This window comes from Paenibacillus tabacirhizosphaerae (assembly GCF_040812395.1).
GTDB lineage: Bacteria > Bacillota > Bacilli > Paenibacillales > NBRC-103111 > Paenibacillus_E.
Window position 1 is genome coordinate 280601 of sequence record NZ_JBFNXH010000006.1, and the last position, 25909, is coordinate 306509.

Consider the following 25909-nt stretch of genomic DNA (forward strand, 5'->3'; position numbering starts at 1 on the left):
CACGGGTCTCCGGGCGCTTACCCGCTCCGCGTAAGCGCCATAAAGGCTCTAACAAGCGAGATTTCCTTTCGCTTGTTAGAGCTTCTTTACTTGTAAGGCCCTGTTCAGGCCTTACACCGGTCTCCGGGCGCTTGCTGCTCCGCGTAAGCGCCATAAAGGCTCTAACAAGCGAGATTGCCTTTCGCTTGTTAGAGCCTTGAAACTTGTAAGGCCCTTTTCAGGCCTTACACGGGCCCCGGGCGCTTACCCGCTCCGCGTAAGCGCCATAAAGGCTCTAACAAGCGCGATTTCCTTTCGCTTGTTAGAGCCTTGAAACTTGTAAGGCCCTTTTCAGGCCTTACACGGCCCCCCTGGCGCTTACCCGCTCCGCGTAAGCGCCATAAAGGCTCTAACAAGCGAGATTGCCTTTCGCTTGTTAGAGCCTTGAAACTTGTAAGGCCCTGTTCAGGCCTTACACGGGTCTCCGGGCGCTTACCCGCTCCGCGTAAGCGCCATAAAGGCTCTAACAAGCGAGATTGCCTTTCGCTTGTTAGAGCCTTGAAACATGTAAGGCCCTGTTCAGGCCTTACACCGGCCCCGGGCGCTTACCCGCTCCGCGTAAGCGCCATACTTGCCCCTACAGGCGTGGATTTCATCCGCCTGTTATGCCCAACATAAAGGACCTTGCGGTTCCACACCGCAAAGTCCTTTATCGTCTACGCTAACTACTCTGCATTTACTTGCCAATAAACTGCTGCGTGAACATTTTGCCGCAAGAACCTCCGTCCACGATACCGATGCCGATATGCGTGTAGTCCTTGCTCAAAATATTCGCCTTATGCCCTGGGGAATTCATCAAAGCCTGATGAGCAGCCTCTACGTTTTGATTGCAAGCGATATTCTCTCCTGCTGCGCTGTAGGAAATGCCGAACCGCTTCATCATGTCAAAAGGCGAGCCGTACGTTGGCGAGTCGTGTGAGAAGTAATTATTGTCTACCATATCCTGACTCTTCAGTCTGGCCGTCTTGGTTAATGTCAGATCCACCGTGAGCGGCGGGAGACCTGCAGCAGCACGCGCACTGTTTACCAGATCGATCATCCGCTGTTCCTCTGGCGTCAAGCTTGGCACAGACGGCACTTGCGGCTTCGGCGTCGGACTTGGCGGCGCTGTTGGGGCCGGAGTCGGCGTCGGCTTCTTAGGAATTTTCAAATTACCGTAAGCCCACAAAATCGATTGCAACGTTTGGTCATCGACATTCCCTGTGACAGGAAGGCCATACTTGCTTTGAAAAGCTTTAACCCCTGCCGTCGTCTGGCTGCCATAGTACCCGGTTATGGGTCCGCCATAATAACCCAGCGATTTCAACATCCCCTGCACCGCGTAAACGTCAGGTCCCTTGGCCCCTTTTCCGAATGCAAAAGCGGTCGTTGAAGTCGAAAAGAATAGGGCGACACAGATCAGAACAATCCAGACATGTTTTCTTTTGCCTTGTAGCATGCGATTACTTTCACTCCCCGTCATTAGCATCATTCGTCGCAGAATTGACGATAGGAGTAGGTTCACCTATTTATCATGTATTATCCAAACCAAAGAAATTTTGGTTCAGTTTTTTTGAGGCAAAATGCGATCGATGAAAGGCGTCGTATCGATTTCCGCTAATTTTACGCGTCCGCGGCCCCAGCCTATCGTTTCACGCCAGCTGCCAAGCAGGTGATCTTCGACCAACTGTTCTTCCAGCGGCGCCGTTTCCAGCGGATCGGCAAAAGGAGAGACATAGAGCGCATCAACCGGGCAATACGCTTCGCAAATAAAGCACGTTTGGCAATCATCCTGCCTTGCTATAACCGGGATGCCATCTTCCCCTTGATCGAACACATTCGTCGGGCATACCTTCACACAAAGCTTGCACTGTACACAGCGGTCAGAACTAACGAATTCTATCATTAGAGCAAAACCTCCTGTCCGGCGTGCTGGCTAGCTGGTTGTTCGGCACGCACCCGAATCTGATCAATGCCGGAAACAATCAAGCGGTGCTGTTGGGCAGGGTCTGCCTCGGGATACTCTTTGAGCATATGCAGGCCGCGCGTTTCTTTTCTCGCGAGGGCTGCAGTGTACATCCAGCGTGCATTCGCAAGCATCGACGCCGCTTCTCTGGTTCTCACGCGCGCTTGAACGCCCGACTCTACCTTGCCTTTCAAGTTCGCCCACAAGCCATGCAGCCGTTCCAGCGACTCACGTACGATCGGCTCGCTGCGGAAATAGTTGATATGCAGCGGAAATACTTCCTGCTGTATCGCTTTCACCAAGGAAGCCGTGTCGATCGCTTCCTCCGTTTGCGCGCTGCTTTCGAGGCCATAGCGGCCTGCTGGACGCAGCTCTCTATCTCCTGCGCTGCGACCTTGCGCCAGTGCATATTTCGCTGCCGCGGCTCCGGACCATGTGCCGGAGGAAATGGCCCAGGAGGCGTTGAACGCGCCGCCCCCCGATTTCGCCCCCGTCACTCGCTCGCGAGTGGCCGCGTCTCCTGCGGCGTAGAGGCCAGCTACGGTTGAAGCGCAAGCAGCATCCGTCAAGCGGATGCCTCCCGTGCCGCGAACCGTTCCTTCATATCGAAGCGTGAGCGGGAACCGCTCCTTGAACGGGTCAATGCCCGCACGATCCAGCGGCAGAAAAAATATCGCATGTGAAGTTCGCAGTATGCGCTGTTTCTCTTCCGTATCCGCATGATTGAGCACTGCGTATACGGGGCCTTTGCTCAGCATCGTCGGCAAGAAATCATGCGGTCTCGGACCTCCCGCTTGCAGGACGGTGCCGTCCTCGGACGTATACGTCGCCCAGTTCAGCAGCCTGCCCCGGGTAACTGTACCGAAAGCCGCGCTGGGCGCGTACTGCCGGGTGAACTCCATGCCGGACAGCTCGGCTCCAAGCTCAGTCGCCATGAGCAAACCGTCTCCTGTAAGCACGTTGCACCCTAATCCTTTGCTTAAGTACGCGCAGCCGCCGGTTGCAATGACAACCGCATTGGCGCGCACTTCCCATTCCTTCCCATCTAATCGCGAGATGCCTCTAGCTCCGCCCACGCCGTGCTCATCAACAAGCAGCTCTAACGCGGGTGACTGGTCTAGAATTCGAACACCGGCACGAGCAACCTGCTTGCGCATTAATTTCATGTATTCGGGGCCTTGCAAATGATCCCTCAGAGGAACGCCGTCTTCATCCCGACGGAACGGATATCCCCATTTTTCCACTTGAACAAGGCTTTCATAAACTTGATCCAAAACCCGATGAATCCATTCCGGCTCGGCCAAATAGCCGCTTTCTTTGTATCGCTGCTGGACCGCTTTTTCCCGCAATGCTTCATCTGGAGGAAGATACAGGAGATTCGTGCCTCCTGGAGCCGTAGCTCCACTCGAGCCGAGATACCCTTTATCCACCAGAACAACCTTCGCGCCTTGCTGCGCTGCGCTCCAAGCCGCCCAAGCCCCGGCAGGGCCTCCTCCAATAACCAGCACATCAGCTTCCAATTTCTCTATTTGGGCTGAACTCATATTCCTACCCCCTAGAGTTTTGCTGTAGCAAAACTTTCTTATGCGCTCACAAGCTTATGAATTTATTTTAAAATCCACGTGTTCACATCAAAATCTTTCTCGGCAAGCTTCTCATCCACTAAAAATTTCTTCGTTCCTTCCAACAGCTTGATACCTTCATCTGTAAAAGGAACTTCTTTAATAGAAGAGATTGGGCTTACTTTCTTCATCAGCTCAGGCGTCGAATTGTTCAGCTCCGCCAAAAATTTATAATAGTCATCCGGCTTCGACTTCAAATCCTCCAATGCTTTCAAGCGCGCCTCATTCCAAGCTTTCGGGAAGTTGGGGTTTTTGCTCAAATAATCTTCCGTCACAACTGTTGCGCTCGTTCCAAGCAGATTCGAGTGTTTCGTCGCATCGTCAATTAGCGGATAGCCTGTATCGATCTGCTTCAAAGCGAAAACGCCTGTATTCGTCATAGCATCGATTTCTCCGCGTGCCAGCGCCGCCTCAGCATCAACACGGAGCATATGCACAATTTTGACGTCTGATAGGTTATTTTCTTTCAACAGTCCTGCTAAGTAGCGGTGATGGAAGGAACCTTTTTGTGTCGCAACGGTTTTTCCTTTTAACTCGGCTAACGTTTTGGGTCCTCCCTTTTTACCAACGAGATAACCAATATTGTCGATTAGAGGTTGTGAAATAAATCTAGTCTTCGCTCCCGTCGACTTGGCCAGAATAGCAGGCGTGTCGCCCAAGTTGCCGAAATCCAAGCGACCGCTAATCAGCGATTCGCTCATGTCCGGACCGTTCGGGAACGCTGTCAGCTTAACGTCCGTGATGCCGCTCTTTTTCAATTCTTCTTGAATAATCCCTTTATAGAAGCCCCAGCCTTCAGCTCCGCCTGGGAAATTCAGTTTGCTTGTGCCGATGTACCCGAAGTTCAACGTAGCAGGTACTTGCGCTTTAGCTGCAGGCGCCGAACTGGAAGAAGCCGTTTTGCTGCCGCCGCTCGCGCATGCTTGAGTAAAGAGGATAATGAAGGTTAATGCCAATAATAGGCCGGCAAAACGTCCCTTGCGAAATGCATTTCTGTTGCTGCGAGTAAATAGCTTCATGTGAATGACCCCTTTTCTTTGTATACATCCTATTTGAATCCTGTACTAACCTTGGAAGCTTTCGCGCCATCCCAGCCATTTCTTTTCTAACCAACGGACCAAGGAATCGATCCCTTTACCAATGACCGCAAAAATAATAACACCTACAAAAATAAGTTCCGCACTCGACGTTTGCTTGCCGTAATTGATCAAAAATCCGATACCTGCCTGCGATCCGATCAGCTCCGCAACCACAAGGCCAAGCCAGGAAACCGCAACGGAAAGCCGTAATCCAAGTAAAATGCCAGGCAATGCAGCGGGAAGAATGAGCCGGAAAACTTGTTTGGATTTACTGAAATTAAGGACTCTCGCAACATCGAACAGCTTGTTGTCTACGCTCCGAATGCCAAGAAAGGTCTGAATATACATCGGAAAGAACGCGCCGCTTGCGATGATGACAATTTTCGAAACCTCGCCAAAGCCAAACCATAAGATGACGAGCGGTGCGATGGCCAAATGCGGAATCATCCGGAACATTTGGATCGAGGGATCAAAGAGAAATTCCAGCTTCCGCAAGAAACCTGCCAGGAATCCCAAAAGAAGCCCGAACGCCCCTCCGATCACAAAACCGATCGCCGCTCGCTGAAGCGAAATGGCCAAATGTTCGGTTAATTCTCCCGTGGCCATTAATGTTTTGAACTCAGCTGCAATTTCGAGCGGTGTGGGCAGAAAGGAAGATGAAAACAGTCCTGCATCACCCAACACCTGCCATATGACGATAATAAAAACGGGTAGGATTGCGCCGATTACAAAATCGTTTGCTTTCTCACGAAACCAGCCTGAACGAAAGAGCGTGAACCCTCCTTCTTCGGACGGTTTGATTCGCTGCGCCGAAGACCCCAGCGCTTTCATTGGATTGCTCATGTGACTCCTCCTCATTTCCCTTTGTAACTGTCACGCCAGCTGAGATAGCGCCGTTCTACAAGACGAACTAACGAATCGGAGAGTATCCCAAATAATGCAAAAATGAGGATGCCTACGAATACAACCGGCGTCTTGGAAAATTGTCTGGCATCCGACATCAGATACCCAATCCCGGCCGTGGAACCCATTAGTTCCGCCACAACCAGACCCAGCCAAGCGACCCCCACCGATAATCTGACTCCCAGCAAAATATTAGGCAGCGCAGCTGGAAGAATGAGCCGGATAATTTGCTTCCAGCGGCTAAATCCAAGTACGCGCGTTACTTCAAACAGCTTGTTGTCCACACCGCGAATCCCTAGGAACGTATTAATGTAGAGCGGGAAAAACGCTCCCTTGGCAATCAACAATACCTTAGACGTTTCACCGATGCCAAACCATAAAATGAATAGCGGGGCGATCGCCAAATGCGGAACCATTCGGATCATTTGCACGGTTGGGTCCAGCGCCTTTTCCGTCCTGCGGAATAACCCGACGATGACGCCGAAGGCTAGTCCGAGACTGCCGCCTAAAGCGAAGCCGGATATCGCCCGGACGACACTAATTTTCAAATTATCAATTAACTCCCCTGTTTGCGCTAATCGGATGCCGGCATTCGCAATTCGAAGGGGTGTAGGAAACAACAACTGTGAAATGAATCCTTGATCGCCAAGCACCTGCCATACGATAAGCAGCAGTACAGGGAAGAGCGCTCCGAGATAAATCCTATTCAAATGTGCTTGCTGGTACATGGCTCTCACCTCCGCTTTCATCAGATGCCTGAACTATCGATTAATTCCAGCTCTTCAATTTTTTCAAACTCACTGAGCACTTTCAGGCGGAGTTCTTGAAACGAAGTCGTCGTTTTCTTCCGAGGAACCGGCAAATCGATGGAGACGATATTGCGGATCGCCCCTGGACGCGGTTTTAACACAACAACCCGATTACCCAGGTAGATCGCCTCGTCGATATCGTGCGTCACAAAGATCATCGTCGTTTTATTCTTTTGCCAGATGTCAATGAGCACTTCCTGCATATGGGTTCTTGTGAAAGCATCCAGTGCGCCGAACGGTTCATCGAGCAGCAGCACTTTCGGGTTCCGCAAGAGCGCCCGCGCAATCGCAACCCGCTGAGCCATCCCGCCGGAAAGCTCGCGAGGGTACGATTTCTGAAATCCTTCCAAACGGACAAGCTCGATGAGTTCATCGACTTTCTTCCGCACCTCGGGACTACTAAGCGATAGATCCGCTGCAATATTTTTCTCTACCGTCAACCATGGGAATAAACGCGGTTCTTGAAAAATAAAACCTTTATCAATCCCTGGCCCTTTGATCGGCTGGCCGCCTAATTGAACATTGCCGACATATTGGCTATCAAGTCCGGCAATGATCTTGAGAAGCGTGCTTTTTCCGCAGCCGCTAGGGCCGATGACAGTAATGAACTCGCCTTCTTTAACTTGAAGATTGATGTCCTGCAGCGCCTGAACAATGCCTTTGCTCGTCTGAAACGTTTTATGTAATTGATTGATTTGCAATAATGCTGTCATTTTTTGCATCTCCTGTCATTTGGATTTCATCAGTTAATGGCCTGCGCCGGAAACGATCCTTCAATGATGCTTTCATGCAGCGAACGGCGGCCGTTCGGCTTCTCTTTTTCCTGAAAGCTTTCCTCCAGCAGTTCTTTCTCGCCTTGATAACCAAGCGCGATCACGGCGTGGAGGTTGTAAGCTTCAGGAATATGAAGCGCAATCCGTGCCTGTTCCTGGTCGTACCCGCCCACTGCGCGTGTAGCTAAGCCCAATAGCTTGGCTTGCAGCGCCAGTGAAGCCCAAGCCGCCCCCGCGTCGAACGCGCTCGCTCCGTTCACTGCGCCGTCTTCCCTATATTTGGCCGAAAGGATGAGAATAAGCACTGGCGCATGGTCGGTCCATAGGCGATTATTAGGTTTAATGAACGTTTGGAAAAGGTTCAACTGCTCCTCTGTCTTGGCAATAATGAATTTCCACGGCTGTCCGTTGCTGGAGGAAGGCGCCCACCTCGCTGCTTCCAACACGGCGTAAAGCACTTCGTCGGAAACCTGCTGGTTCGTGTAGGAACGCGGCGACCACCGGTTGAGAAATAGGGGATTCACCCCATACTCCGCTTGGCGATTCTCACGCACCTCCGGGGAAAGCTCCTCAATAATCGCTTTAATTTCTCTTTGTAACGTACTCATTCTCAACACCCTCTCTTTGGGAATACGATTTTTTTTCAAAATAAAAAGAGACATTCCTCTGGCGAGAAAATGTCTCCGTTCGAACGGTAGCCATTAACAATCATAAGTTGTATCCGGTTCGGTTGCTGCTCTACGATTTATTACTAAGAGCTTATTTGTGCGGTTTCCAGATATCTGGTAAACCTGAATTCAATTCAAAGTTAATCAATAGGAATAATTAGATTAAATAACTTATCAACTAGATTACCATCATGTTTGCGCTTCGTCAATTTATTTTTCTAGGAGGCAGGGTACATCGGATGCGTTGCCAGACCTAGCGCATACACAGCGCGTAGGGAAGGCTCGTTGGCAGGGGGTGGCGTTCCGGGGCTTGGCGGCTTGGAGACTTCACTGATCAGAAGCGCAAATAAGATTTAGCCAGGTCCAGGTCCCCCCTGAGCCTAAATCCACACGTCCATATCGGCTTATGAGCGTGCAGCTCCAATCATATGCCTTCCAAGCATAAGAAGAACGCCTAGCGGCGTCCTTGGTATGAACCATATGTTGGCTCATGGGGAGTGGACTTAAAAATGGGGTTCTGACCGTTTCTTGAAATCGTCTTTTTATTTCAAATACGGGCGCTAACGCTTCTCCACCCCAGTCCCCTCCCTTCTTCTGTTCTACTTTGAGTTGCCTTCCACTTCTCTTTTCCATCACGGGCTATCGCCCAGCTACAACGACGGAACTACGGTGCGTTATCTCTTTAAATTTCCTGTTTTTTTACCATGACGAGGAACTATGATGCGTTAAACAGGCAATTGCCAGCGTGAAACTCCTAATTTCTGATGCATAGAGCACTGCAGTTCCGCGAAACGCCCATTCAAGCCAATATGACTAGCCATAACGCACCGTGGTTCCGCTAGCCCGCTCATGATGCCGTCTTTCCAAGAATCCAATGGTTCGGGGGTGAACCGCTTACGGCACCCTCTCTCCAAACCAAGCTTGCTCCCCTTAAAACAGCAAATATATTCTGTAACCTTAAAAAAAGCGGGTTCCGCGCTGTTCGCGCGAAACCCGCTCACCGCAAGCCGCCCTGCGTCAGCTTGCACGTAATGGCCGGCGTCCTCCCTGAGGGAGCCCGACGCCTTCAACCTTTTACAGCCGACCCGACAGTCAGCGCCTTTTCCACTTGTTCGCTGAAAAGCACATACACCAGAACAGTCGGCAAGCTCGCAATCGTCATGGCAGCCCCCATTGCGCCCCAGTTCGTCGTGAACTGGCCTTGGAAGAACAGCAGTCCAAGCGGGAGCGTTTTGAGCGACTCCTTCGTGATTAAAATTAGAGCCATGGTGAATTCATTCCACGCGGACAAAAATACGAAAATCACCATCGTCGCAATCGCCGGCTTCACGATTGGCAATATAATTGTATAATACGTCCGATAGATGCTTGCGCCATCCATGCAAGCCGACTCTTCCAGTTCAACGGGAATGCTGCGGAAGAAGCCGTAGAAAACCATGCTGGAGAATGAGATGTTGAAAGCGATATAAGGGATAATCAGCGCGCCATACGTATTGGCTAGATGAAACTCGCGCACAAGTACCGCTAGCGGAATCATAATGACTTGTACCGGAATGAACATCCCGATCACGATATAGATGCGAGCGACTTCCTTCAGACGCCACTGCATGCGGGCAACGGCGTAGGAGAACGTTACTGACAGCAGAATCGTCCCCACTACGGTTGCCGAGGCGACTAGCAGGCTATTGCCGAAATAAACAGGCACATTGAATCTCGACCAGGCATCCACATAATTCTCAAATCTAAAATGCGTCGGGAACCCAAATGGATTCGTCACGAAGATCTCATCATTATTTTTAAGCGAATAAAACACCATCCAGAGGAGCGGATAAACGGACAGTGCCGCATACACCCACAGAAAAGCCCCTAGAAGCGGATTTTTCTTTCCGAGCCTTATCATTCCTTGCATAAATAATCAGCACTCCTTAAAATGTAATCCGCTCGCGGGCGATCAGCTTATTAATGGCTAGCGTCACGATCAGGCATTCGATGACCAGGAAAGCCGCTGCCGCGCTGCCGTAACCGAATTCGCCGACGCGGAACGCGGAGCGGTACATGAGATATGTCAGTGTGTAGCTCGAATTGCCGGGTCCGCCGCCTGTCATAATGAACATATTGGCAAATGCGTTCAGGCCGCCTGTAATAGCCAGGACCAGGCAAAATTTATACGTCTCGGCAAGCATCGGCACGGTGATGCGAAGATGCGCCTTGAATTTCGATGCTCCGTCAATTCGTGCCGCTTCCAGATACTGCTCGGGCACGGATTTCACGGCTGCCAGGATCAGCGCGAATTGATAGCCCATGTACTGCCAGGCGTTCACGAAAGCGATTGCGAAAATCGCTGTTTTGCTGTTCGTCAGCCAATCCTGGCGATAAGAGATGCCCAGCGCTTCAAGGATTTTATTAATTAAACCGTACTCGCTGTTATACATCGCCAGCCAGAGCTGACAAACAACCGTAATGGACAGCACAACCGGAATGAAATAGCTGATCCGGAGCAGCTTGCTGCCTTTGAATCCTCCTGCAACCGCAAAAGCCAGCACAGAGCCGATTCCGATCTGCACGACAGCCAAGATCACCGCAAACACAAGCCCATTGTACAACGACGTATAGAAAATGCTGTCTTGAAACAAGCGGATGTAGTTGTCCAGGAAAATAAACGTGCCTTCGCTAAGGCCGTCCCACTCGAACGTACTGCGGTAAAACGTCTGGATAATCGGATAAAACACAATAACTGTATACAAAAGGAGCGCAGGCAGCGTGAACAGGAGAATCGCCGCTTTATTGCCCATGAATTTGCTCATGTAATCACTTCCTCTATTTAGTGAAAAACTCACACCGGCTAGATGATCCAGTGTGAGTCTTCCTATCATCAAAACTTGCTATTTCGCCGTCACAGCTACCTTGCTCATATCTTTAACGAACTGATCGGCGGTGTAATTACCCGTCATTAGATTTTGTGTCGCATCTTCAAGCGCTGCTTTGAATTTAGGGTTTGACAATCCCCACGAGAAAGCGGTTGTGCTTGTCGTTTTCGGAATATCTTTCGATAATTGTTCCATCATCGGAGGGAAAGGCTTCACAACAGCCTTGTCCACCTTCGTCGCTACGATTGGATTGCTGCGATTTGTGTACTTGTACTCCGCATACTTCAGAGAGATGAACGAAGCGACTTTAGCTGCAAGCTCTTTATCTTTCGTGTTCGCCGATACCGCGTATCCGCCTGGGCCGCCGCTGCCGCTGAACGCCGTTTTGCCCTTTTCGTAAGCGGCTGCATCTGCAGCAGGAATGTACATGTAGCCCACTTTATCGCCCAACGCCTTCGTCGCGGCTTCGATTTCCCATTGGCCGTTCACAAACATGGCGGCTTTGCCTTCGTGGAACAAGGATGCTGCTTGGTCATAATTCAAGTTGGTCGCGCCTTTTGGCAGCATGCCCGCTTTGACCAGTTGAATAATGTTTTCGGCTGCTGATTTGTACGCTGCATCATCCACTTTCGCTTGACCTTTGTCAAGCTTCGTGATGCCGGCAGGTTCGGCACGCGTGACGAACATATCGTACAGCGCGACGCAAGGCCATTTTTCTTTGGCGAAAATGGAAAGCGGCGTGATGCCTTTATCGTTGAACGTCTTCACAGCCGTCATCATTTCATCGTACGTAGTCGGCACTTTGACGCCGCTTTGCTGGAACAGGTCTTTGTTGTAGTACAACAGCGCCATTTCATTGCCCGCATAAGGGAAGGCATAGGTGTGGCCGTCATCCGTGATAAGCGTGTTCATCGCACTTGGCTGCATTTTGTCTTTGAAGCCGAGCTTATTGACATAATCGTCCAACACAAGAATGTTGTTCGATTTTTTTAAGGCATCAATAATATCCAAACCAGCTTGGAAAATATCGGGCAGGTTGCCTGTCGCTGCATAGGTTTTCAGCTTCTGTCCATCGTCCTGAGCCTGAATATCCAGCTCCAGCTCAACGTTCGGCATTTCCTTTTTCAATTCAGCAACCGCATAATCATAAGGCGTTTTGGTATCTTCGTCCGCGTACTGCGCATAGATGCGAAGCTTAACGGGTTTAGCGTCGTCCTTCTTGGCTCCCGTCGCTGCTGAAGCAGCCGGCGCCGCCGTAGACGCTGCATCCTTCGTCGTGTTCGCGGAACTGCATGCCGCCAGACTGGAAACGACCAATACACTTGCAAGAGTAACTGCCATTTTTTTCATTTACGCGACCTCCCAAGGAAACTCTTTGTCTTGATAAATTGAGTATAAAAGGAAACCCGCCTCATGATAATGTAAAAACCGTGGGCTTCTTGTAAAATCCGCACATTCCGTCAAAGAAGCTACAGCCGGTTGTTTTCATACTCGCTGGGAGAGTAGCCGAAAAACTTCTTGAAGCTTTTGCTAAAATAGCTAGGGTCGCTAAAGCCAATCAGCTCTGCGACATCCGCAAGCCGAATATTGCCTTTGCCAAGAAGCTCCTTCGCCTTCTGCATCCGAACATGCGTCACGTAGTCCGTCACCGTCATCCCGATCTCTTTCTTGAAGACCGCGCGCAAATAACTAGAATTAATGAACACCTGTTGCGCGATTTGCTCCAGTTGGAGCCCGGGGTCAGCGTAACTTGTCTCGATATATTCTTTCGCAGACTGCGCAATCTTGGATGAACGCGTTTTCCGGTGCTTCCCGGCGTAATCAATCGCTTGCTTGAACAGCTGCTTAATCCAATCGAGCGTCGCCTCAACAGACTCCATCTTCTTAATTTCGCTATAGGGATAGAATCCCTCGCCGAAGCAATCCTCAATGGGGTGCCCCGCCTCCGTCACGTAGGAGAGGCACACCGATATTAGCCCCATGGAGATCACATAGGTATAGTCCAGCGAAAGCCGCCGCTCACGAATGGAGTGGAAAATCTCTTCCAGCTTTTTGTTAACATGATCCAGGTTCTGCATCCGGAGCTGAACCAACAGATCTTCATGTGCTTCTGCGGGATAGAAAACCTGATTTCCTGCTTCCAACGACGGGGTTCCATAGGCAATGACGCGATCGCTTCCCAGTACGAACTTATTTTGCAGCGATTCGAGCGCCTCCTGATACGAGGTTCGGATCCCCCTATAGCCGGCTTGACTGCGTCCGACACCAACGGTAATTGTGAATTTCAAATATTTTTTGATCAGAAAACACAGCTTCTCATAACCGCTAAGCACTGGAATCTCCCCAGCAATCGCGGAGTGATGCTCGACTAAGCAAATAATACGGCCTTCGGGCCCGTTAAAAATAAGATGATTCTCGCTCTCTTCAAGCGCCTCATTCAAAATATTCGTCACTGCGTACTTCCATAGCAGCCGCTCGCTAACTTTATTCCATCTTTGATCCATGTTGTCAATCTCGATGCAAGCGACGACAAAGCACGGCGCTTCGAACGATTCCCCAAACTGCTGAAGCTTCAGCTCCGTTTCCGCTTCGGAGTGATTGTAGTCCGCGCTAAGCAGATGATTCAAAAAGCTCTCCTTCATCAGCTGCAAGTTTTCCTTCAGCGTCGATTTCTCCTCCCGCACCTTCTGATGCTCCTTCTGCAGCTTAAGCAGCGTCAGCATCAGCTCGTCCTTCGAGAAAGGCTTCAGGATATAGTCCTCCACGCCAAGCTTCACCGCTTTGCGCGCATAATCGAATTCATTGTGTCCCGTAATCAGCACCACGCTTGTAGAGGGAAACCGCTCTTTCAGAATCTCTGTCAGGCTCAGTCCATCCATAAACGGCATGGTTATATCAACAAGCGCAATGTCCGGAAGATGCTTTTCCACTTCCTCCAAAGCTTCCAAGCCATTCTTGGCTTCCGCGCAAATTTCAAAGCCATACGTTTCCCAATCCAGCGCCGTGCGCAAGTATTCCCGAAAAATCTGCTCATCGTCGACAATGATAATTTTTTGCATGGGTTAACCTTCCTCACGATGAAAAGGGAGCCACAGCGTCACTTCCGTGCCCCGCTCCGGCTCGCTTTCGATTTGTAATCCATACTCTTCCCCAAAATAAAGCTGCACGCGGTTATGTACATTGCGCAATCCGTAGCCGGCTGTCGGCTGCGGCGATGATCCCATCAATCGCAATTCCTGAAGCTGCTCTGCAGACATTCCCACGCCATCATCCGCCACTTTCATCCTAATTTTCCCGTCAGCGAGCTCTCCTGTCACTCTAAGCAGGCCGAAGCTTCCCTTCGTTTTGAGACCGTGATAGATCGCATTCTCAACGAGCGGCTGAATGGTCAACTTCGGTATCGTGCCTGCCATCACTTCGCTCGGGATATCGAATTCGAAATTAAACACATCCGAATAGCGGATCCGCTGGATGGATAAATAATCCTTCACATTGCGGATCTCTTCCTCGATGGTAATCGTTTCTCTGCCTTTGCTCAGCGCAACGCGGTAAAAATCCGCAAGTGCTTTCGTCGTCCGCTGCACATCGCGCACCCGCCCCATCTCGGACAACGTGTAGATGACGTCGAGCGTATTATACAGAAAATGGGGCTTGATCTGAGCTTGAATCAGCGCCAGCTCATATTCCCGCTTTTTCTTTTGCTCAAAGTTGATGTTCGTCAGGAGCTCCTGAATCCGGCTGATCATGGCGTTGAATCCGGAAGCAAGCAACCCGATTTCATCTTCGGAATTCACTTGAAACTCCTGATCCAGGTTGCCTTCCCTCATTTTTTTCATATGTTTGGTTAAGGCCATAATGGGCCTTGCGATAAGCTTCGACAGCATGCTTGCGCCCAGTAAGGCAAAGAACAGGCAAACCATGCCGATAAGCACAATAATGAGCGTAATTTTTCTCGTATCTACGGTTAATGAGTGCAAGGGAGCCATCGAGATCAGCTTCCAACCGAATTTCGGCACATCGGAGCTGACAACCAGCGTTTTGCCGTTTTCCAGGGAAGTCAGATCCGACGTATTTTCTGTGGAGACAATCCATTGTTTCATAACAGGGTCCGCCACTTCCGTCAACAGCTCTTGCGGCTGCTGTGAGGAGATAATGACGCCTTGCGCGTCCGAAATGAAGTAGCTGCCATCTTGAATCGAACCAATCTTCTGATAAATGGCGGAGAGTGCGCTCTCTTTGATATTCAGCACGAGGATACCCAGTTTCTGCCCCGTATTAATGTTCACAATCCTTTTGCCGAGCGTCAGCACGGTTTCTTGCGAATCATGGGTCAAATAGTCGCGCCGCTGCATCGGCATCCAGTAATTCGTTCCGCTCGACGCATCGATTTGCTTCAGCATTTCGCTGCCTTCAATGGCGTCAAGATTGCGTTCCATATACAGGCTGGAGCCATAAACTCTGTTATTCGTATCAATGAAGGCCGCCGACTGGACATCAGGAAACACGAGCAGCGCGAAGCTGAGCTGGTTCGTAATTTGCGTATAGACATGCAAACTCGTTTCCGAAGCTCCGATTGCAATCTGATCATCCACAATGACTTTGTTAAGATTAATCGTCAGCATGTTCGCGCAGCTCTCTACATTGGTTAACATGCCCGTAATGCGGGTATTGATCAGCGAGGAGTTGTCCGATATGTTTTTGATCGTCTTCTTGACGATCGCATTTGAATACACACTGTTGGAAACAAACCCCAACACGAGCAGCGGCAAGAAAATAAGCGGGAAATAAATGAACATAATTTTATGGCGAATCAGCCGATTGCGGAACCAATGATTAGACTTAAGCTTATGTAAAAATGGCATGCGGCGCCCCCCTAGAATGCAAGCTGCTTACAAACAAAAAATCCTTCCCGTTTGAACGTCAAGAAGATCTTGTCCGTTACATTGTAAAGGATTCGGATTGCCAATGAAATATGCGAGATGCAGAAAAGAAGACAGGAGCTAGAGAACCCGAGGGACACGCAACCTTATCCATACATTGGATTCGAACAATAAGACGTATAGGCATTTTCATATTGGATTCAAAAAAAGACGGCTGATACAATGAAATTTAATACTTATAATTCACAGCGGAATTATTGGTTTAAGATTAGAGGAGGTGAACCCATGCACCACGAAGAGGCATTTATGCAACTGCAAGGAGTAAGCGTTACTTACCCAAGTTCGTTGCCGGGGGTGCTTCATCACGTACTAAGTCCGCTTAGTTTCAAGGTCAATAAAGGGGAATTGATTTGTTTGCTTGGCCCAAGCGGTTGCGGCAAAACAACGCTGCTGAACTGCATGGCCGGTTTTCAGCCTTATGAAGGTGCTATTGTGCTTCAAGGCCAGCGAATTACGAAGCCAGGGAAAGATCGCGGTGTTGTCTTCCAGGATTACGCCTTATTCCCTTGGTTTACCGTGGAGCAAAATGTTGCATTAGGCCCCAAAATAAACGGCCTGCCTAAAGCCAAATGTGCGGAGCTAGCCCGCCAATGTATACGATTGGTGGGACTTGAAGGCTTCGAATCGTATTACCCGAACCGTTTATCCGGGGGGATGAAACAACGGGCCAGCTTGGCAAGAGCATTGGCGAATGAGCCATCCATCCTGCTCATGGATGAACCCTTCGCTGCGCTGGATGAACAAACACGGGAAACCATGCAGCGCGAATTGCTGGATATTAAACATGCGAGCGGCATCACCTGCGTATTCGTCACTCATAGCATTTCGGAGGCCGTTTATCTCGCAGACCGGATTCTCGTTCTTTTGCCAAAACCCGGCCGCATCGCACTTGATCTGCATTTGGATCTTCCACGCGTCCGGAATCGGAATGACGATCGTCTTTTCCATTATCAGAAGCTGATCAGTTCCGTACTTAGAGAGGAGGAGCATGCGCATGGAGAAAGCGAACCGGATTACGAAATCCTGGAACCAGTCCTCTCCTCACATCGATAAGGTAATGAAATTACCGTTTCGCAGCTTTTCGAGGAAAGCAGCTACCGGCTCGCTTGGTATCGTTGGCGTGCTGGTCATCTGGACCGTCTTTGCCTGGTTGCACCTAGTCCCGGCCGCGCTTCTACCCGGCCCTCTGGAAGTTGGAGCAGCAGCGGGCAGCATGCTGAGAAATGGCTCCTTGCTTACGCATACGATAGCCAGTCTTCAACGGGTACTGTTGGGGTTTCTGCTTGCTTTCGGTCTTGCTCTTCCACTTGGCTTCGCCATGGGGACATGGAAATTCCTTAGAAACGCGTTAAATCCTCTTCTGGAGCTCATCCGTCCGATTCCGCCCATCGCGATGATTCCGTTAGCTATTCTGTGGTTTGGTATCGGGGAAATGTCCAAAATCTTCATCATTGTTTATGGCGCCTTCTTCCCCATCCTTCTGAATGTCATCGGCGGTGTCAGCCAAACAGAAGCGCTGCACATCAAGGCCGCACAATCTCTCGGTGCCAGCCGCTTCCATATTTTCTATTACGTCACTTTGCGAGCTGCCATTCCGAACATTGTTATCGGCATGCGCTCAGGAGTTTCCATGGCTTTTATTTGTCTTGTCGGCTCCGAGCTTATTGCCGCTAACGCAGGGCTTGGTTTTCTGATCCAGGAAGGCAGATCCTTGTACAAAACGGACCAGGTAGTTGTCGGTATGATCGCCATTGGTCTAGTTGGCCTAGCCATCAATCGTTTGCTCATCGCTTTCGAATCCCAACTTATTCGTTGGAAATAGAACATCTACATACTCAGGAGGCAGAACCCTATGCATTTATTCAATCCGAAATCTGTTCACACAAAAAAAACGCTTAAACAGCGTTATAGCCCCTTGTTTCTTCTCTTGTTTATCGCTGTGCTTACAGCCGCTTGCGGGCAAACCAGGCAAACATCCGTTCCGACAACTTCACCCGCAGCAGCGACGCAAATACCTGCAGATCAAACTACGCCCCAGCCAGCTAACGCCCTCGCCTCGAGCACACCCGCTGTTCCCAAGCTGGAGACAACCTCTCTCACCCTCGGGTCCGGACGTGATCCGCAGCTGTCGCCACTGTTGATTATTGCCAAAGAACAAGGATTCTTTCAACAAGAAGGATTAACCGTCGATATTAAGCTGTTCGCTGCCGGACCTGACGTTGTCTCTGCCATTGCCTCCAAAAGCATACAATTAGGATCCACGGGGGATATACCGCCGATTATTGCCAAAGCCTCGGGTCTTCCCCTCCAGGCAATTGCACAGCATTCTAATATTTCTGGTGTTCAAACGCTAGTCGTCAATCCGGATAAAATCAAAAAGCCCGCGGATTTAAAAGGAAAGAAAGTCGCTTATGTTTCCGGAACCGCATCCGAAGCTTTTTTTCTTAAAATTGTTGAAAAATACGGCCTGGATCTTAGCTCAATCCAATCCTTCAAAGTAGGCCCCACCGAAATTTTACCCGCTTTTCAGAAAAAAGATGTCGATGCCTTCGTCATTTGGCAGCCTATCGCGTCTAAAGGCGTGAAAGAAGCAGGCGGTTTTCAACTTTTAACCGCTACACAATCTTATGTACCTGGTGAAGAAGGGCCCCAAGCACTGTTCGCTTCCTACTCCTTGCTAGTGGGCCATAAGGTATTCCTGGACAAAAACCCGGAAACGACCAAAGCCGCTCTTCGCGCTTTAAAAAAGGCGGCGAGCTATATCAAATCGAACCCGGACGAATCCGCAGCTTATGTCAGCAAGGCGTTGGAGATTGATCAAGAAACGATAAAGAGTATTTTCAAATTGAATACATACGGGTTAGACATTACCCCGCAGGTTGTTGATTCTTTGAGCAATATTTCCAACTTTTTGCTGAAAAATGAAAAAATCAAAGCTTTGCCTGACCTCAAGGAATTTATTCAAACCTCGTACCTGAAAGCTGTCGATCCGGCACTAGTCACTTGGACACCTTGATTTCGAACGAGGCGTCCCCAAATAAGAAAAACCTAGCGGAAGATCACCGCTAGGTTCTTTGCCGTGCTATGCGATACGTTTGCGCGTGGGGATGGAATTGGGAATGGGGTTCCAACCGTTTCTTGAAATCGTGTTTCTTTGAATTGATTTAGCGGTAATAACACGATTTCAAATACGGACGCTATCGCTTTTCCACCCCATACCCATTCCCTCTGTTCTACTTTGTGCTTCCTTCCACTTCTCTTTTCCCTAACCGGTCCTCCATCCGGTATTCATACCATGAATACCCCTGTAAGAGTAAGATTCCGGGTACATTTCACCTTCCCTCCGCAAGCTTCACAAGAAAACGACGAAGGTACTGCCTGGCGCACCGCCAATTCCCCATGCACGCGATATCCACGGAACTACGATGCCTTATTTCACGGTAACGTCCCTTTTCTCCCCCTGAAGCGGAACTAGGGTGCGTTAACTTAGCGAAAATGTGCCTACAACCCAGCATTTCCTGCTCATAAGGTACGGTAGTTCCGCGAAATGTCCCTACAACCGAAAATACCGCCGCATAACGCATCTACGTTCCGCTCACCCGCGCAAAATGACGATCTATCGCAGGATCGAGGCGGTATTGAGTATCTAATCCGCTGAGTCACTTCCGGATCTTCTACATCCAGCCTGTCAAATGCTCGTACCACACGATTCGTGCGGAATCTCTCCGCTCTTCGAGCTCGTCACACACATATAAGAAAAAGAGTTAAGCAGCTTGTGTGCTTAACTCTTTTTCTTATATGTTACTTACTGCCAATAGAGGTGCCTCTCTATTCAACCACCACTTCATCTCGATCATCCGGATTCTTTACCTCCGAGGACAATCCCGCAAAACGATAAAAGCTTTCATCGAACGGCACTGGCCCACCGGAAGTTACAAATCGTTTCGCACCCTCGCCTGTATACAGGTTTCGGGTTCCATGAAATATACCCTGCGGCACATAAATCAGATCACCTGATTCGAATGCTTGCCATTCGCCATTCAAATGCACCTCGCCTTTGCCCTCAATGCCAATAAACAACTCGCTGGACGAAGGATGCTGATGCACAGCGAAGCTCTGTCCAGGCTCTTGAATGCCGCAATGCAAGGATAGCTGCGCACTGCCCGTACCAGGCCAGAAGAGAAAATTCATGTTCGCCGGATTCGTTACTTGCTGCGTTGGATCGTTGCCTTTATACCCTTTCAGCTGTGTTTCGTCGTTGTACAAATGATTAAACAAGCGCGGGCGTTCTGCTCGTGCAGCTCCCTCAGGCAAAGGACTTTGCCAGATATAGAGCGTCAATATTTCCCCCTTATCTGCCTGTACGGCATAGTCCACGCCCGATGGTGCGTGCAGTGTAGAGGCTGCCGATACTTCCCGTGTTTCAGTTCCTACCCGCGCACTGCCTGCTCCGCTGTGAACAATCGCCACAATTTCTTGCGCGGTACCTTTCTCACAGCTCACCCACGTACCGCCCGGCAATAAGCGTACAACTAGGCCAGTAACATGTACGGCCCCCTTATCCTCTGTCACAGGTTTCGCAATCTGGTATGTCCCTCTATCTTCCCACTCTAACTCCGAAACTTTAATTACAGCGCCTGAAAGCAATGGTTTAACGGCTGTCGTCATCACATTTCCTCCTCCTAAGAGTTTTGCTTTAGCAAAACTTTCTTCGTAAGCATAAGCTCATTCATCTGCCCCGATTCAATGAAACGGGCTGCCTGAAACTTGTCGAAATGTTGCGAATGGCGCTGGCGCATAGTTCAGAGAACGGCCCTCTGGCTTTCCAAATTCCCCTCGATCAAACACAACTCGACCTCTGCGAATAGTAACGAGCGGAACACCAGTCAATGCCAAACCTTCATAGGGCGACCATCCGCTAAATGAATACAAATGATTGGCTTCTACTTGCCAGACCTGTTGGTCGTCCACAATGACAATGTCCGCATCGAGTCCTGGCCGCAGACTTCCCTTCAGGTGATTCAACCGAAACCGATTGGCTGGTCCATCGGCCAGCAAGCTCACTACCTTACTAAGCCGCTCATCTCGACTGAGCTCAGGAAGATACTGCTTGAGTCCTGTCAGCAGAACAGGAAATAGCTCCTGTACGCCCGGCAAGCCCGGCGGAGCTTCGCCGAACGCTGCCGCTTTCTCTTCTTTGGAATGCGGCGCATGGTCGCTGCCCACTGAAGCCAGCGCGCCATTCCGAACAGCAGCCCACAGCCGTGCCCGGTCCCTATTATCACGAATCGCTGGGCTCAGCTTGGCCTTCGTTCCCTGCGCAGCAGCGCTTTCCTTGTCAAACCATAATTGGTGCGCTGTCGTCTCGAACGTCACAGGATATCCCCCGCGGGCTGCCGTTTCCAAGAGATCCACTTCCTCCTCCGACGAAACATGAAGAACATGGACGGACGTTCCATACTTGCGCACAAGGCGAAGTACCCGAGCAATGGCTGCGATAGCACCGCTGCGAGGAGCGATCGCCTCATAGGAAGCTAAATCATGCGGTAATTTATGGACTTGGCGATATAATTGAAGAACGGCATCATCCTCAGCGTGCAAGGTTAACGGAATTTGCCTATCAGCGGCAAGCCGAAATATCGATTCGAGATCAGAATCTTGATCAATCACATTACGAGCTGTCCGATGACCGGTTAAGAACAATTTGATACTAGCCGCATGCTCTTGTCGAATTGACTCGAGCGGCAGTAATTTGCCTGGTGCGACACCGACATGGAAACCATAATCAACCAAAGAATGGCCTTGAATTATCTTGTCCTTCTCCTTGATCCGATCAACCGAATCCGTGTAAGGATCCGTATTGGGCATATCCAGCACCGTCGTAATTCCGCCTGCAACCGCTGCCTTGCTGGCGGCTTCCCAGTTCTCCTTATGCCCGTACCCCGGCGTACGGAAGTGCACATGAGAATCGATAAGGCCAGGAAGGACATAATGTCCTTCTGCATCTATTTCCTTCGTGCCTTGAGGCCGCTGCGAAGCATCGAAGACAAGAGCTATCTTCCCGTCCTGAACCGCTATGCCTCCCTCTCTGACCGAGTCTTTATAAACAAGACGGCCATTATAAATGACGAGATCATATACGCTGCTCATGATACCAACTCTTTTCCGATAATTTCTTTCGCCAGGCGGTTTACGGGTCCCATCAGCGAGACCGCCCGCGCATCGCGCAGCAGCCTCTCCAATTTGCGCCCGCGCACATAGCTGGAACCGCCGATGATTTGCTGCGCCTCCCGACATATTTTCTCACTGGCTTCCGAAGCGAATATTTTAGATTGATAGGCAATTTTGGCCAGATGCTCGCCGCCATCCTTAGCTGCGACTTTATCGACCAGGGCTCTAACAGCCTCCAATGTCAAATGCAAGTCGGACAAAGCGGACTGAAGCAGCGGACTGCTGCTCAGCCCTTTACTGCGAACATGCTCCAACGCAAGTTCATAGGCAGCATGACTAATCCCCAGCGAGACTGCGCCCAGCGTCAGTCCGCATTGTCGGATGCCATTAATAACCGCCGGGGCACCCCCAAGAGCGCCAATGAACTGTTCGGATGAAACGAGGCAATTGTTCAAATAAATAAATCCGGTGGACGAACCTCGCATACCTGCCAAATTCGTGTCCGCATCAGCGGTAATGCCTTGAGAAGTTTCGATTAAAAAAAAGGTTTGGCTTGAATTCCCATAGATGGATTTCTCATCATTGCTCCCTGTCTGTACCAGAACCAAATATAAATCCGCTAAGCCAGCGCCTGTCGTAAACGACTTGGTTCCTTCAATCAACCAGTGTCCGTCATCAATTTGAACCGCTTGGGTAGACAGATTCTGCTTGTTCGCTCCCGCTCCTGTTTCAGACCATGCGGAAGCGGCAAGCCACCTGCCGTCAGCGAGTTTGGGCAAATATTGCTGACGCTGCGCCTCGCTCCCCCATTCCAGAATTCGTGAGACGACAGATAAATGCTGAAAAGCAATGATCGCGATCGATGGATCGACACCGGCGACCGCCTCAATAAATCGGCTGGCAAATAAGGATGTCTGCCCTAGACCGCCATATTCGGTCGGCACCATACTGCCTAGCAATCCCGACTGGCGCAGTGCCGCAAGCGACTCTTTCTGAGTTGCCCCCTGCTCATCAGCAGCACTCGCAAATTGTTCCAATTGTTCCAGCAATGCAGATAATTCTAGGCGAACATCTTGGACTGCAGCTCCCATTCACGCGCCGCCCCTTTCTTTAATGGCAATGAGCCGATTAGCCGAACATTTTTATCCGAAATGCTATTGTACAGCAAATAATCATTCAGCTCCGGGCCCGTTGTAGAAGTCGAAATTATTGTACTTCCGCCTTTGGTTCTCACATTTAACCGGTATGTAGATGATTTGGATGCTTGCACAATCCCGTACACAACAGAACCTTTTATGGAAGCCGCCGCCCCCACGCAAGCTGCGCCCGTAAGGGCAATCGTCGGATGCCACGAAGGAACGGAGATCGCTCTAAACGATAGCGAGCCCTGCTGGTAGCTGGCAACCGCAGCAATCTTGGGAAAGACATTATCCGGATTCAAACCGATATGTACCGCTGCGGCTCGGCGAATTTCCTGGAGTCGTGCAAGTACATCCGCGCCTGCTCCGAACAGCTCCTCTTCCGAATGAATGCCTAGTGACTCCGCATGCACGAATACATAGGAATTACCCGAAGAGACAACGGACACTTCAACTTCGCCGAAAGAAGTTTGCAAGCGATCCGTCACTTGTCCCGATGGAAGCAAGCTGGCAAGGCTTGTACCTTGATTTTCAATAAAATGAGCGGTGCAATTCATGCCTGATCGTACGGCGTGATCGACTTCGCAAACGAGGCTATCTCCTACATTCTCTATATACACACGTACGCGCAGTCCCGGGCTTGCACTTGCCACCCATCCCCATTTCATCGCCACCTGGATGGCTGCCAGTATCGAATGCCCGCAGCTGCCTTCATAGTCAAAGGAAACCGGATTACCCGGAACCAGTTGGAAGAACCAATAACTAAGATCATACATCGGATGAGAAGATGGCCGAATAACAACAAATTTGGAAATCAAACCATGCGGATGCTGGCTATCATCCAAATTAGCATGAATCCGGTGCAGCACCGGAATAACATCAGTCGGGTCCGTCCCTATGTCGGTTCCATCGATAATAATGGATGAAGAAACGCTTCCTTCAGCGTGAGCCAAATAGGTCAACATGTGCATCACCCCTCAAATTGATATTGTTTAGACGAAGAAATCGAAACCTGGAACTGATCCAGCCACAGCTGGAAAATAGCCAGAGACCATAAGGTCAAAGCGGTTTTGCCGCTAGGTGCGGTAGCCTGACGCTCAAGCAGTTTCTCTACCTCTTTCGGATTGAACACATTTTGCCTGCGAATCGTTTCACGGTCCAGCGCTTGTTCAATGGCTGTAAATAACGGCAGCCCTTTGCGCATCATCGCATCAATCGGGAGCGTAAACGGTTGTTTCTTGCGCGTTAATATGGAATCCGGCAGAATGCCTGCGGAAGTACGATAGAGAAGTTTTTTCACCCGACCCTCTTCTACTCTCCAGCTATCGGGCAGTCGGTTCGCTATATCAAGAATACGCGGCTGGCAATAAGGAACTCTGACCTCAACGGAATGGGCCATACTGAGATGATCCACACGACGAAGATGATACGAAGGCAGCCGATATTCGCGTTCGAATGAAAGAATGGTATCCAGCCGTCCACGATTGGATTGCCGAAGCGTATGCTCAATATGATCTTCAATAGAACCATTTTCCTTAATAAATGCGCGGTAATCTTCGCTGTAAAGTTCCCAGCGTTGATGCGTGTCAGCTACGCCCAATGAGCTAATATAAGGCTTCACCCAGTCACCTAACGTATGTACAGCTTCCGCAAAGCGATCATAACCGCCGAACATTTCATCCGCTCCGTCGCCGGAAATCGTCACTTTAAAACCGGCTTGTTGAATAGCTTCGAATAGCGCATAACTGCTGAGCGTAATCGGATCGGCATTCGGCTGTCCCAGATGCGTCACAACGGAGGGAAGCAACCGCTCAAAATTCCTTGGATCCATGAGCACTTCATGATGAGTCGTGCCGAAAAGCTGCGCAACCTCGCGAGCATATGCTTTCTCATCAAGCGGCCAATCACCGATATAGGAGAGATTGAATGAATGGATCCCTTTATTGTGCTTGCTAGCCAAGGCCGTGATTAAACTGGAATCCAGCCCCCCGCTATTCACAGTACTCACCGGAACATCTGCAAGCAGCAAGGCGTTAACTTCATGATCCAATTGCTCCCGAAGTTGAGCTGCTGTCTCTTCAAAGTTACTAATCTGAACGTTTGAATATAAATGTGTCGACCAACGCTGAAGCCTTGGCCGTTCTCCGAGCCGAGCATGAAGCAGAGAAGATGGCGGCAGCGCGTAGACGCCGTCAAACATAGTCCGCTCCCCGAACACCACTTTCGTCGTTAAATAGAAATCAACGCCCGTTAGCCATAATTGCTTCGGTATGCGCTCAAATGCGAGCAAGGAAGGCAATTCTGAAGAGAAGTAAATGGTCTGCTTCTGTTCATCCCAGTAATAATAGAGCGACTTCATGCCAGAAGGGTCGGTGGCCAGCGTTAACGTGACCGTCTCGCGAAGATCAATAATCGCAATGGCGAACATGCCATCCAAATAGCGGACAAATTCAGTTCCGTATTCGGCATACAAGGCCGGCAGGATGGAACCGTCACACGTATCGGCAAAGCTGTAGCCTTTCAATTCCAGCTTCTTTCTAAGTTCATGATGATTATAAATTTCACCGTTGAATACGATCCGAATATGTTCCCCGCCTGCATAAGGCTGCTCCCCGCCATCCAGGCCGACAATGGATAATCGATTATTGCCAATCGCCCAATTTCTTTCGGATAAGACAGATTGCTGGTCAGGACCACCTTTGAATTGAAGATCAGATACAGCCTTTAATCGCTTTGAATCTACAAAATCATAACCGAGATAACCAAAAATACGGCACATGTGGTGTGACTCCTCTCATTTCCTCTTCCGATTGTGAACGATTACTCTCTTTAGTCTCTTAAGTTCCCCCCTTTACTGTAAAATACAAAGACATGACATTCACGAAGTATTCACATTAATTTACTTGGTTTTACTATTATAAATGTACCACGTAATTGAAAAACACGTCCAATAT

Annotated in this window: 21 protein-coding genes; 3 read left to right on the top strand and 18 right to left on the bottom strand. The window is 49.9% G+C overall.

Annotated features, from left to right (window positions below; genetic code table 11):
* Positions 1–715: 715 nt before the first annotated feature.
* The 13 genes from ABRS97_RS13745 to ABRS97_RS13805 all read right to left on the bottom strand — a co-directional run bounded on the left by ABRS97_RS13745 (position 716) and on the right by ABRS97_RS13805 (position 15567).
* Entirely contained in the window at positions 716–1477 is a 762-nt protein-coding gene (locus ABRS97_RS13745; RefSeq protein WP_367814708.1) for a CAP domain-containing protein, read from the bottom strand.
* Between the two features lie 105 nt (positions 1478–1582).
* Positions 1583–1924: a 4Fe-4S binding protein gene (locus ABRS97_RS13750; RefSeq protein ID WP_367814710.1), complete on the bottom strand. Its 342-nt coding sequence runs from the start codon at positions 1922–1924 to the stop codon at positions 1583–1585.
* Entirely contained in the window at positions 1924–3528 is a 1605-nt protein-coding gene (locus tag ABRS97_RS13755; RefSeq protein WP_367814711.1) for an FAD-dependent oxidoreductase, read from the bottom strand. The genes ABRS97_RS13750 and ABRS97_RS13755 overlap by 1 nt, the downstream gene beginning before the upstream one ends.
* A gap of 62 nt (positions 3529–3590) precedes the next feature.
* Positions 3591–4625, bottom strand: a complete 1035-nt coding sequence (locus ABRS97_RS13760; RefSeq protein ID WP_367814713.1) for an ABC transporter substrate-binding protein — start codon at positions 4623–4625, stop codon at positions 3591–3593.
* A gap of 45 nt (positions 4626–4670) precedes the next feature.
* Complete coding sequence (locus tag ABRS97_RS13765) at positions 4671–5516, bottom strand: ABC transporter permease (protein WP_367814893.1); 846 nt, start codon at positions 5514–5516, stop codon at positions 4671–4673.
* A 23-nt stretch (positions 5517–5539) separates the two neighbouring features.
* On the bottom strand, positions 5540–6337 hold the full coding sequence (locus ABRS97_RS13770; RefSeq protein ID WP_483312456.1) for an ABC transporter permease: 798 nt from the start codon (positions 6335–6337) through the stop codon (positions 5540–5542).
* Positions 6337–7110 carry an ABC transporter ATP-binding protein gene (locus ABRS97_RS13775; protein WP_367814717.1) on the bottom strand — a complete coding sequence of 258 codons (774 nt, stop codon included), beginning with the start codon at positions 7108–7110 and terminating at the stop codon, positions 6337–6339. Before ABRS97_RS13775 ends, ABRS97_RS13770 begins: the two co-directional genes overlap by 1 nt.
* Positions 7111–7139: 29 nt before the next feature.
* Entirely contained in the window at positions 7140–7778 is a 639-nt protein-coding gene (locus ABRS97_RS13780; RefSeq protein ID WP_367814719.1) for a nitroreductase family protein, read from the bottom strand.
* A gap of 1126 nt (positions 7779–8904) precedes the next feature.
* Positions 8905–9747 (bottom strand): carbohydrate ABC transporter permease, encoded by an 843-nt coding sequence (locus ABRS97_RS13785; protein ID WP_367814720.1) that lies wholly within the window; start codon positions 9745–9747, stop codon positions 8905–8907.
* A gap of 16 nt (positions 9748–9763) precedes the next feature.
* Positions 9764–10642, bottom strand: coding sequence for a carbohydrate ABC transporter permease (locus ABRS97_RS13790; protein ID WP_367814722.1), 879 nt, complete (start codon positions 10640–10642; stop codon positions 9764–9766).
* A 78-nt stretch (positions 10643–10720) separates the two neighbouring features.
* Positions 10721–12055 carry an ABC transporter substrate-binding protein gene (locus ABRS97_RS13795; RefSeq protein ID WP_367814724.1) on the bottom strand — a complete coding sequence of 445 codons (1335 nt, stop codon included), beginning with the start codon at positions 12053–12055 and terminating at the stop codon, positions 10721–10723.
* A 119-nt stretch (positions 12056–12174) separates the two neighbouring features.
* Positions 12175–13764: a response regulator gene (locus ABRS97_RS13800; RefSeq protein WP_367814726.1), complete on the bottom strand. Its 1590-nt coding sequence runs from the start codon at positions 13762–13764 to the stop codon at positions 12175–12177.
* 3 nt (positions 13765–13767) lie between these two features.
* The gene (locus tag ABRS97_RS13805) at positions 13768–15567 is read right to left on the bottom strand and encodes a sensor histidine kinase (protein ID WP_367814728.1); all 1800 of its coding nucleotides are present in this window, start codon (positions 15565–15567) and stop codon (positions 13768–13770) included.
* Between the two features lie 303 nt (positions 15568–15870).
* Here ABRS97_RS13805 and ABRS97_RS13810 point away from each other — a divergent pair, with 303 nt between their 5' ends.
* The 3 genes from ABRS97_RS13810 to ABRS97_RS13820 are packed head-to-tail and all read left to right on the top strand — an operon-like array spanning position 15871 to position 18661.
* The gene (locus ABRS97_RS13810; protein ID WP_367814730.1) at positions 15871–16698 is read left to right on the top strand and encodes an ABC transporter ATP-binding protein; all 828 of its coding nucleotides are present in this window, start codon (positions 15871–15873) and stop codon (positions 16696–16698) included.
* On the top strand, positions 16640–17467 hold the full coding sequence (locus ABRS97_RS13815) for an ABC transporter permease (RefSeq protein ID WP_367814732.1): 828 nt from the start codon (positions 16640–16642) through the stop codon (positions 17465–17467). The genes ABRS97_RS13810 and ABRS97_RS13815 overlap by 59 nt, the downstream gene beginning before the upstream one ends.
* A gap of 30 nt (positions 17468–17497) precedes the next feature.
* The gene (locus ABRS97_RS13820; RefSeq protein WP_367814734.1) at positions 17498–18661 is read left to right on the top strand and encodes an ABC transporter substrate-binding protein; all 1164 of its coding nucleotides are present in this window, start codon (positions 17498–17500) and stop codon (positions 18659–18661) included.
* Positions 18662–19473: 812 nt separating this feature from the next.
* Here ABRS97_RS13820 and ABRS97_RS13825 read toward each other — a convergent pair.
* The 5 genes from ABRS97_RS13825 to asnB form a co-directional block, all read right to left on the bottom strand.
* Positions 19474–20313: a cupin domain-containing protein gene (locus ABRS97_RS13825; RefSeq protein WP_367814735.1), complete on the bottom strand. Its 840-nt coding sequence runs from the start codon at positions 20311–20313 to the stop codon at positions 19474–19476.
* A 75-nt stretch (positions 20314–20388) separates the two neighbouring features.
* Positions 20389–21795, bottom strand: coding sequence for a dihydroorotase (locus ABRS97_RS13830; RefSeq protein ID WP_367814737.1), 1407 nt, complete (start codon positions 21793–21795; stop codon positions 20389–20391).
* Entirely contained in the window at positions 21792–22907 is a 1116-nt protein-coding gene (locus tag ABRS97_RS13835; protein ID WP_367814739.1) for an acyl-CoA dehydrogenase family protein, read from the bottom strand. The genes ABRS97_RS13830 and ABRS97_RS13835 overlap by 4 nt, the downstream gene beginning before the upstream one ends.
* On the bottom strand, positions 22877–23920 hold the full coding sequence (locus ABRS97_RS13840) for a PrpF domain-containing protein (protein ID WP_367814741.1): 1044 nt from the start codon (positions 23918–23920) through the stop codon (positions 22877–22879). Before ABRS97_RS13840 ends, ABRS97_RS13835 begins: the two co-directional genes overlap by 31 nt.
* 5 nt (positions 23921–23925) lie before the next feature.
* Positions 23926–25734, bottom strand: coding sequence for an asparagine synthase (glutamine-hydrolyzing) (asnB, locus tag ABRS97_RS13845; RefSeq protein ID WP_367814743.1), 1809 nt, complete (start codon positions 25732–25734; stop codon positions 23926–23928).
* Between the last annotated feature and the right edge of the window lie 175 nt (positions 25735–25909).

Coding starts and splice junctions, on each gene's coding strand:
- ABRS97_RS13760 (WP_367814713.1), bottom strand. CDS start 4,625: ATGAAGCTATTTACTCGCAGCAACAGAAATGCATTTCGCAAGGGACGT.
- ABRS97_RS13830 (WP_367814737.1), bottom strand. CDS start 21,795: ATGAGCAGCGTATATGATCTCGTCATTTATAATGGCCGTCTTGTTTAT.
- ABRS97_RS13805 (WP_367814728.1), bottom strand. CDS start 15,567: ATGCCATTTTTACATAAGCTTAAGTCTAATCATTGGTTCCGCAATCGG.
- ABRS97_RS13815 (WP_367814732.1), top strand. CDS start 16,640: ATGGAGAAAGCGAACCGGATTACGAAATCCTGGAACCAGTCCTCTCCT.
- ABRS97_RS13800 (WP_367814726.1), bottom strand. CDS start 13,764: ATGCAAAAAATTATCATTGTCGACGATGAGCAGATTTTTCGGGAATAC.
- ABRS97_RS13750 (WP_367814710.1), bottom strand. CDS start 1,924: ATGATAGAATTCGTTAGTTCTGACCGCTGTGTACAGTGCAAGCTTTGT.
- asnB (WP_367814743.1), bottom strand. CDS start 25,734: ATGTGCCGTATTTTTGGTTATCTCGGTTATGATTTTGTAGATTCAAAG.
- ABRS97_RS13765 (WP_367814893.1), bottom strand. CDS start 5,516: ATGAAAGCGCTGGGGTCTTCGGCGCAGCGAATCAAACCGTCCGAAGAA.
- ABRS97_RS13825 (WP_367814735.1), bottom strand. CDS start 20,313: ATGACGACAGCCGTTAAACCATTGCTTTCAGGCGCTGTAATTAAAGTT.
- ABRS97_RS13795 (WP_367814724.1), bottom strand. CDS start 12,055: ATGAAAAAAATGGCAGTTACTCTTGCAAGTGTATTGGTCGTTTCCAGT.
- ABRS97_RS13810 (WP_367814730.1), top strand. CDS start 15,871: ATGCACCACGAAGAGGCATTTATGCAACTGCAAGGAGTAAGCGTTACT.
- ABRS97_RS13780 (WP_367814719.1), bottom strand. CDS start 7,778: ATGAGTACGTTACAAAGAGAAATTAAAGCGATTATTGAGGAGCTTTCC.
- ABRS97_RS13840 (WP_367814741.1), bottom strand. CDS start 23,920: ATGTTGACCTATTTGGCTCACGCTGAAGGAAGCGTTTCTTCATCCATT.
- ABRS97_RS13745 (WP_367814708.1), bottom strand. CDS start 1,477: ATGCTACAAGGCAAAAGAAAACATGTCTGGATTGTTCTGATCTGTGTC.
- ABRS97_RS13785 (WP_367814720.1), bottom strand. CDS start 9,747: ATGCAAGGAATGATAAGGCTCGGAAAGAAAAATCCGCTTCTAGGGGCT.
- ABRS97_RS13775 (WP_367814717.1), bottom strand. CDS start 7,110: ATGACAGCATTATTGCAAATCAATCAATTACATAAAACGTTTCAGACG.
- ABRS97_RS13755 (WP_367814711.1), bottom strand. CDS start 3,528: ATGAGTTCAGCCCAAATAGAGAAATTGGAAGCTGATGTGCTGGTTATT.
- ABRS97_RS13835 (WP_367814739.1), bottom strand. CDS start 22,907: ATGGGAGCTGCAGTCCAAGATGTTCGCCTAGAATTATCTGCATTGCTG.
- ABRS97_RS13770 (WP_483312456.1), bottom strand. CDS start 6,337: ATGAAAGCGGAGGTGAGAGCCATGTACCAGCAAGCACATTTGAATAGG.
- ABRS97_RS13820 (WP_367814734.1), top strand. CDS start 17,498: ATGCATTTATTCAATCCGAAATCTGTTCACACAAAAAAAACGCTTAAA.
- ABRS97_RS13790 (WP_367814722.1), bottom strand. CDS start 10,642: ATGAGCAAATTCATGGGCAATAAAGCGGCGATTCTCCTGTTCACGCTG.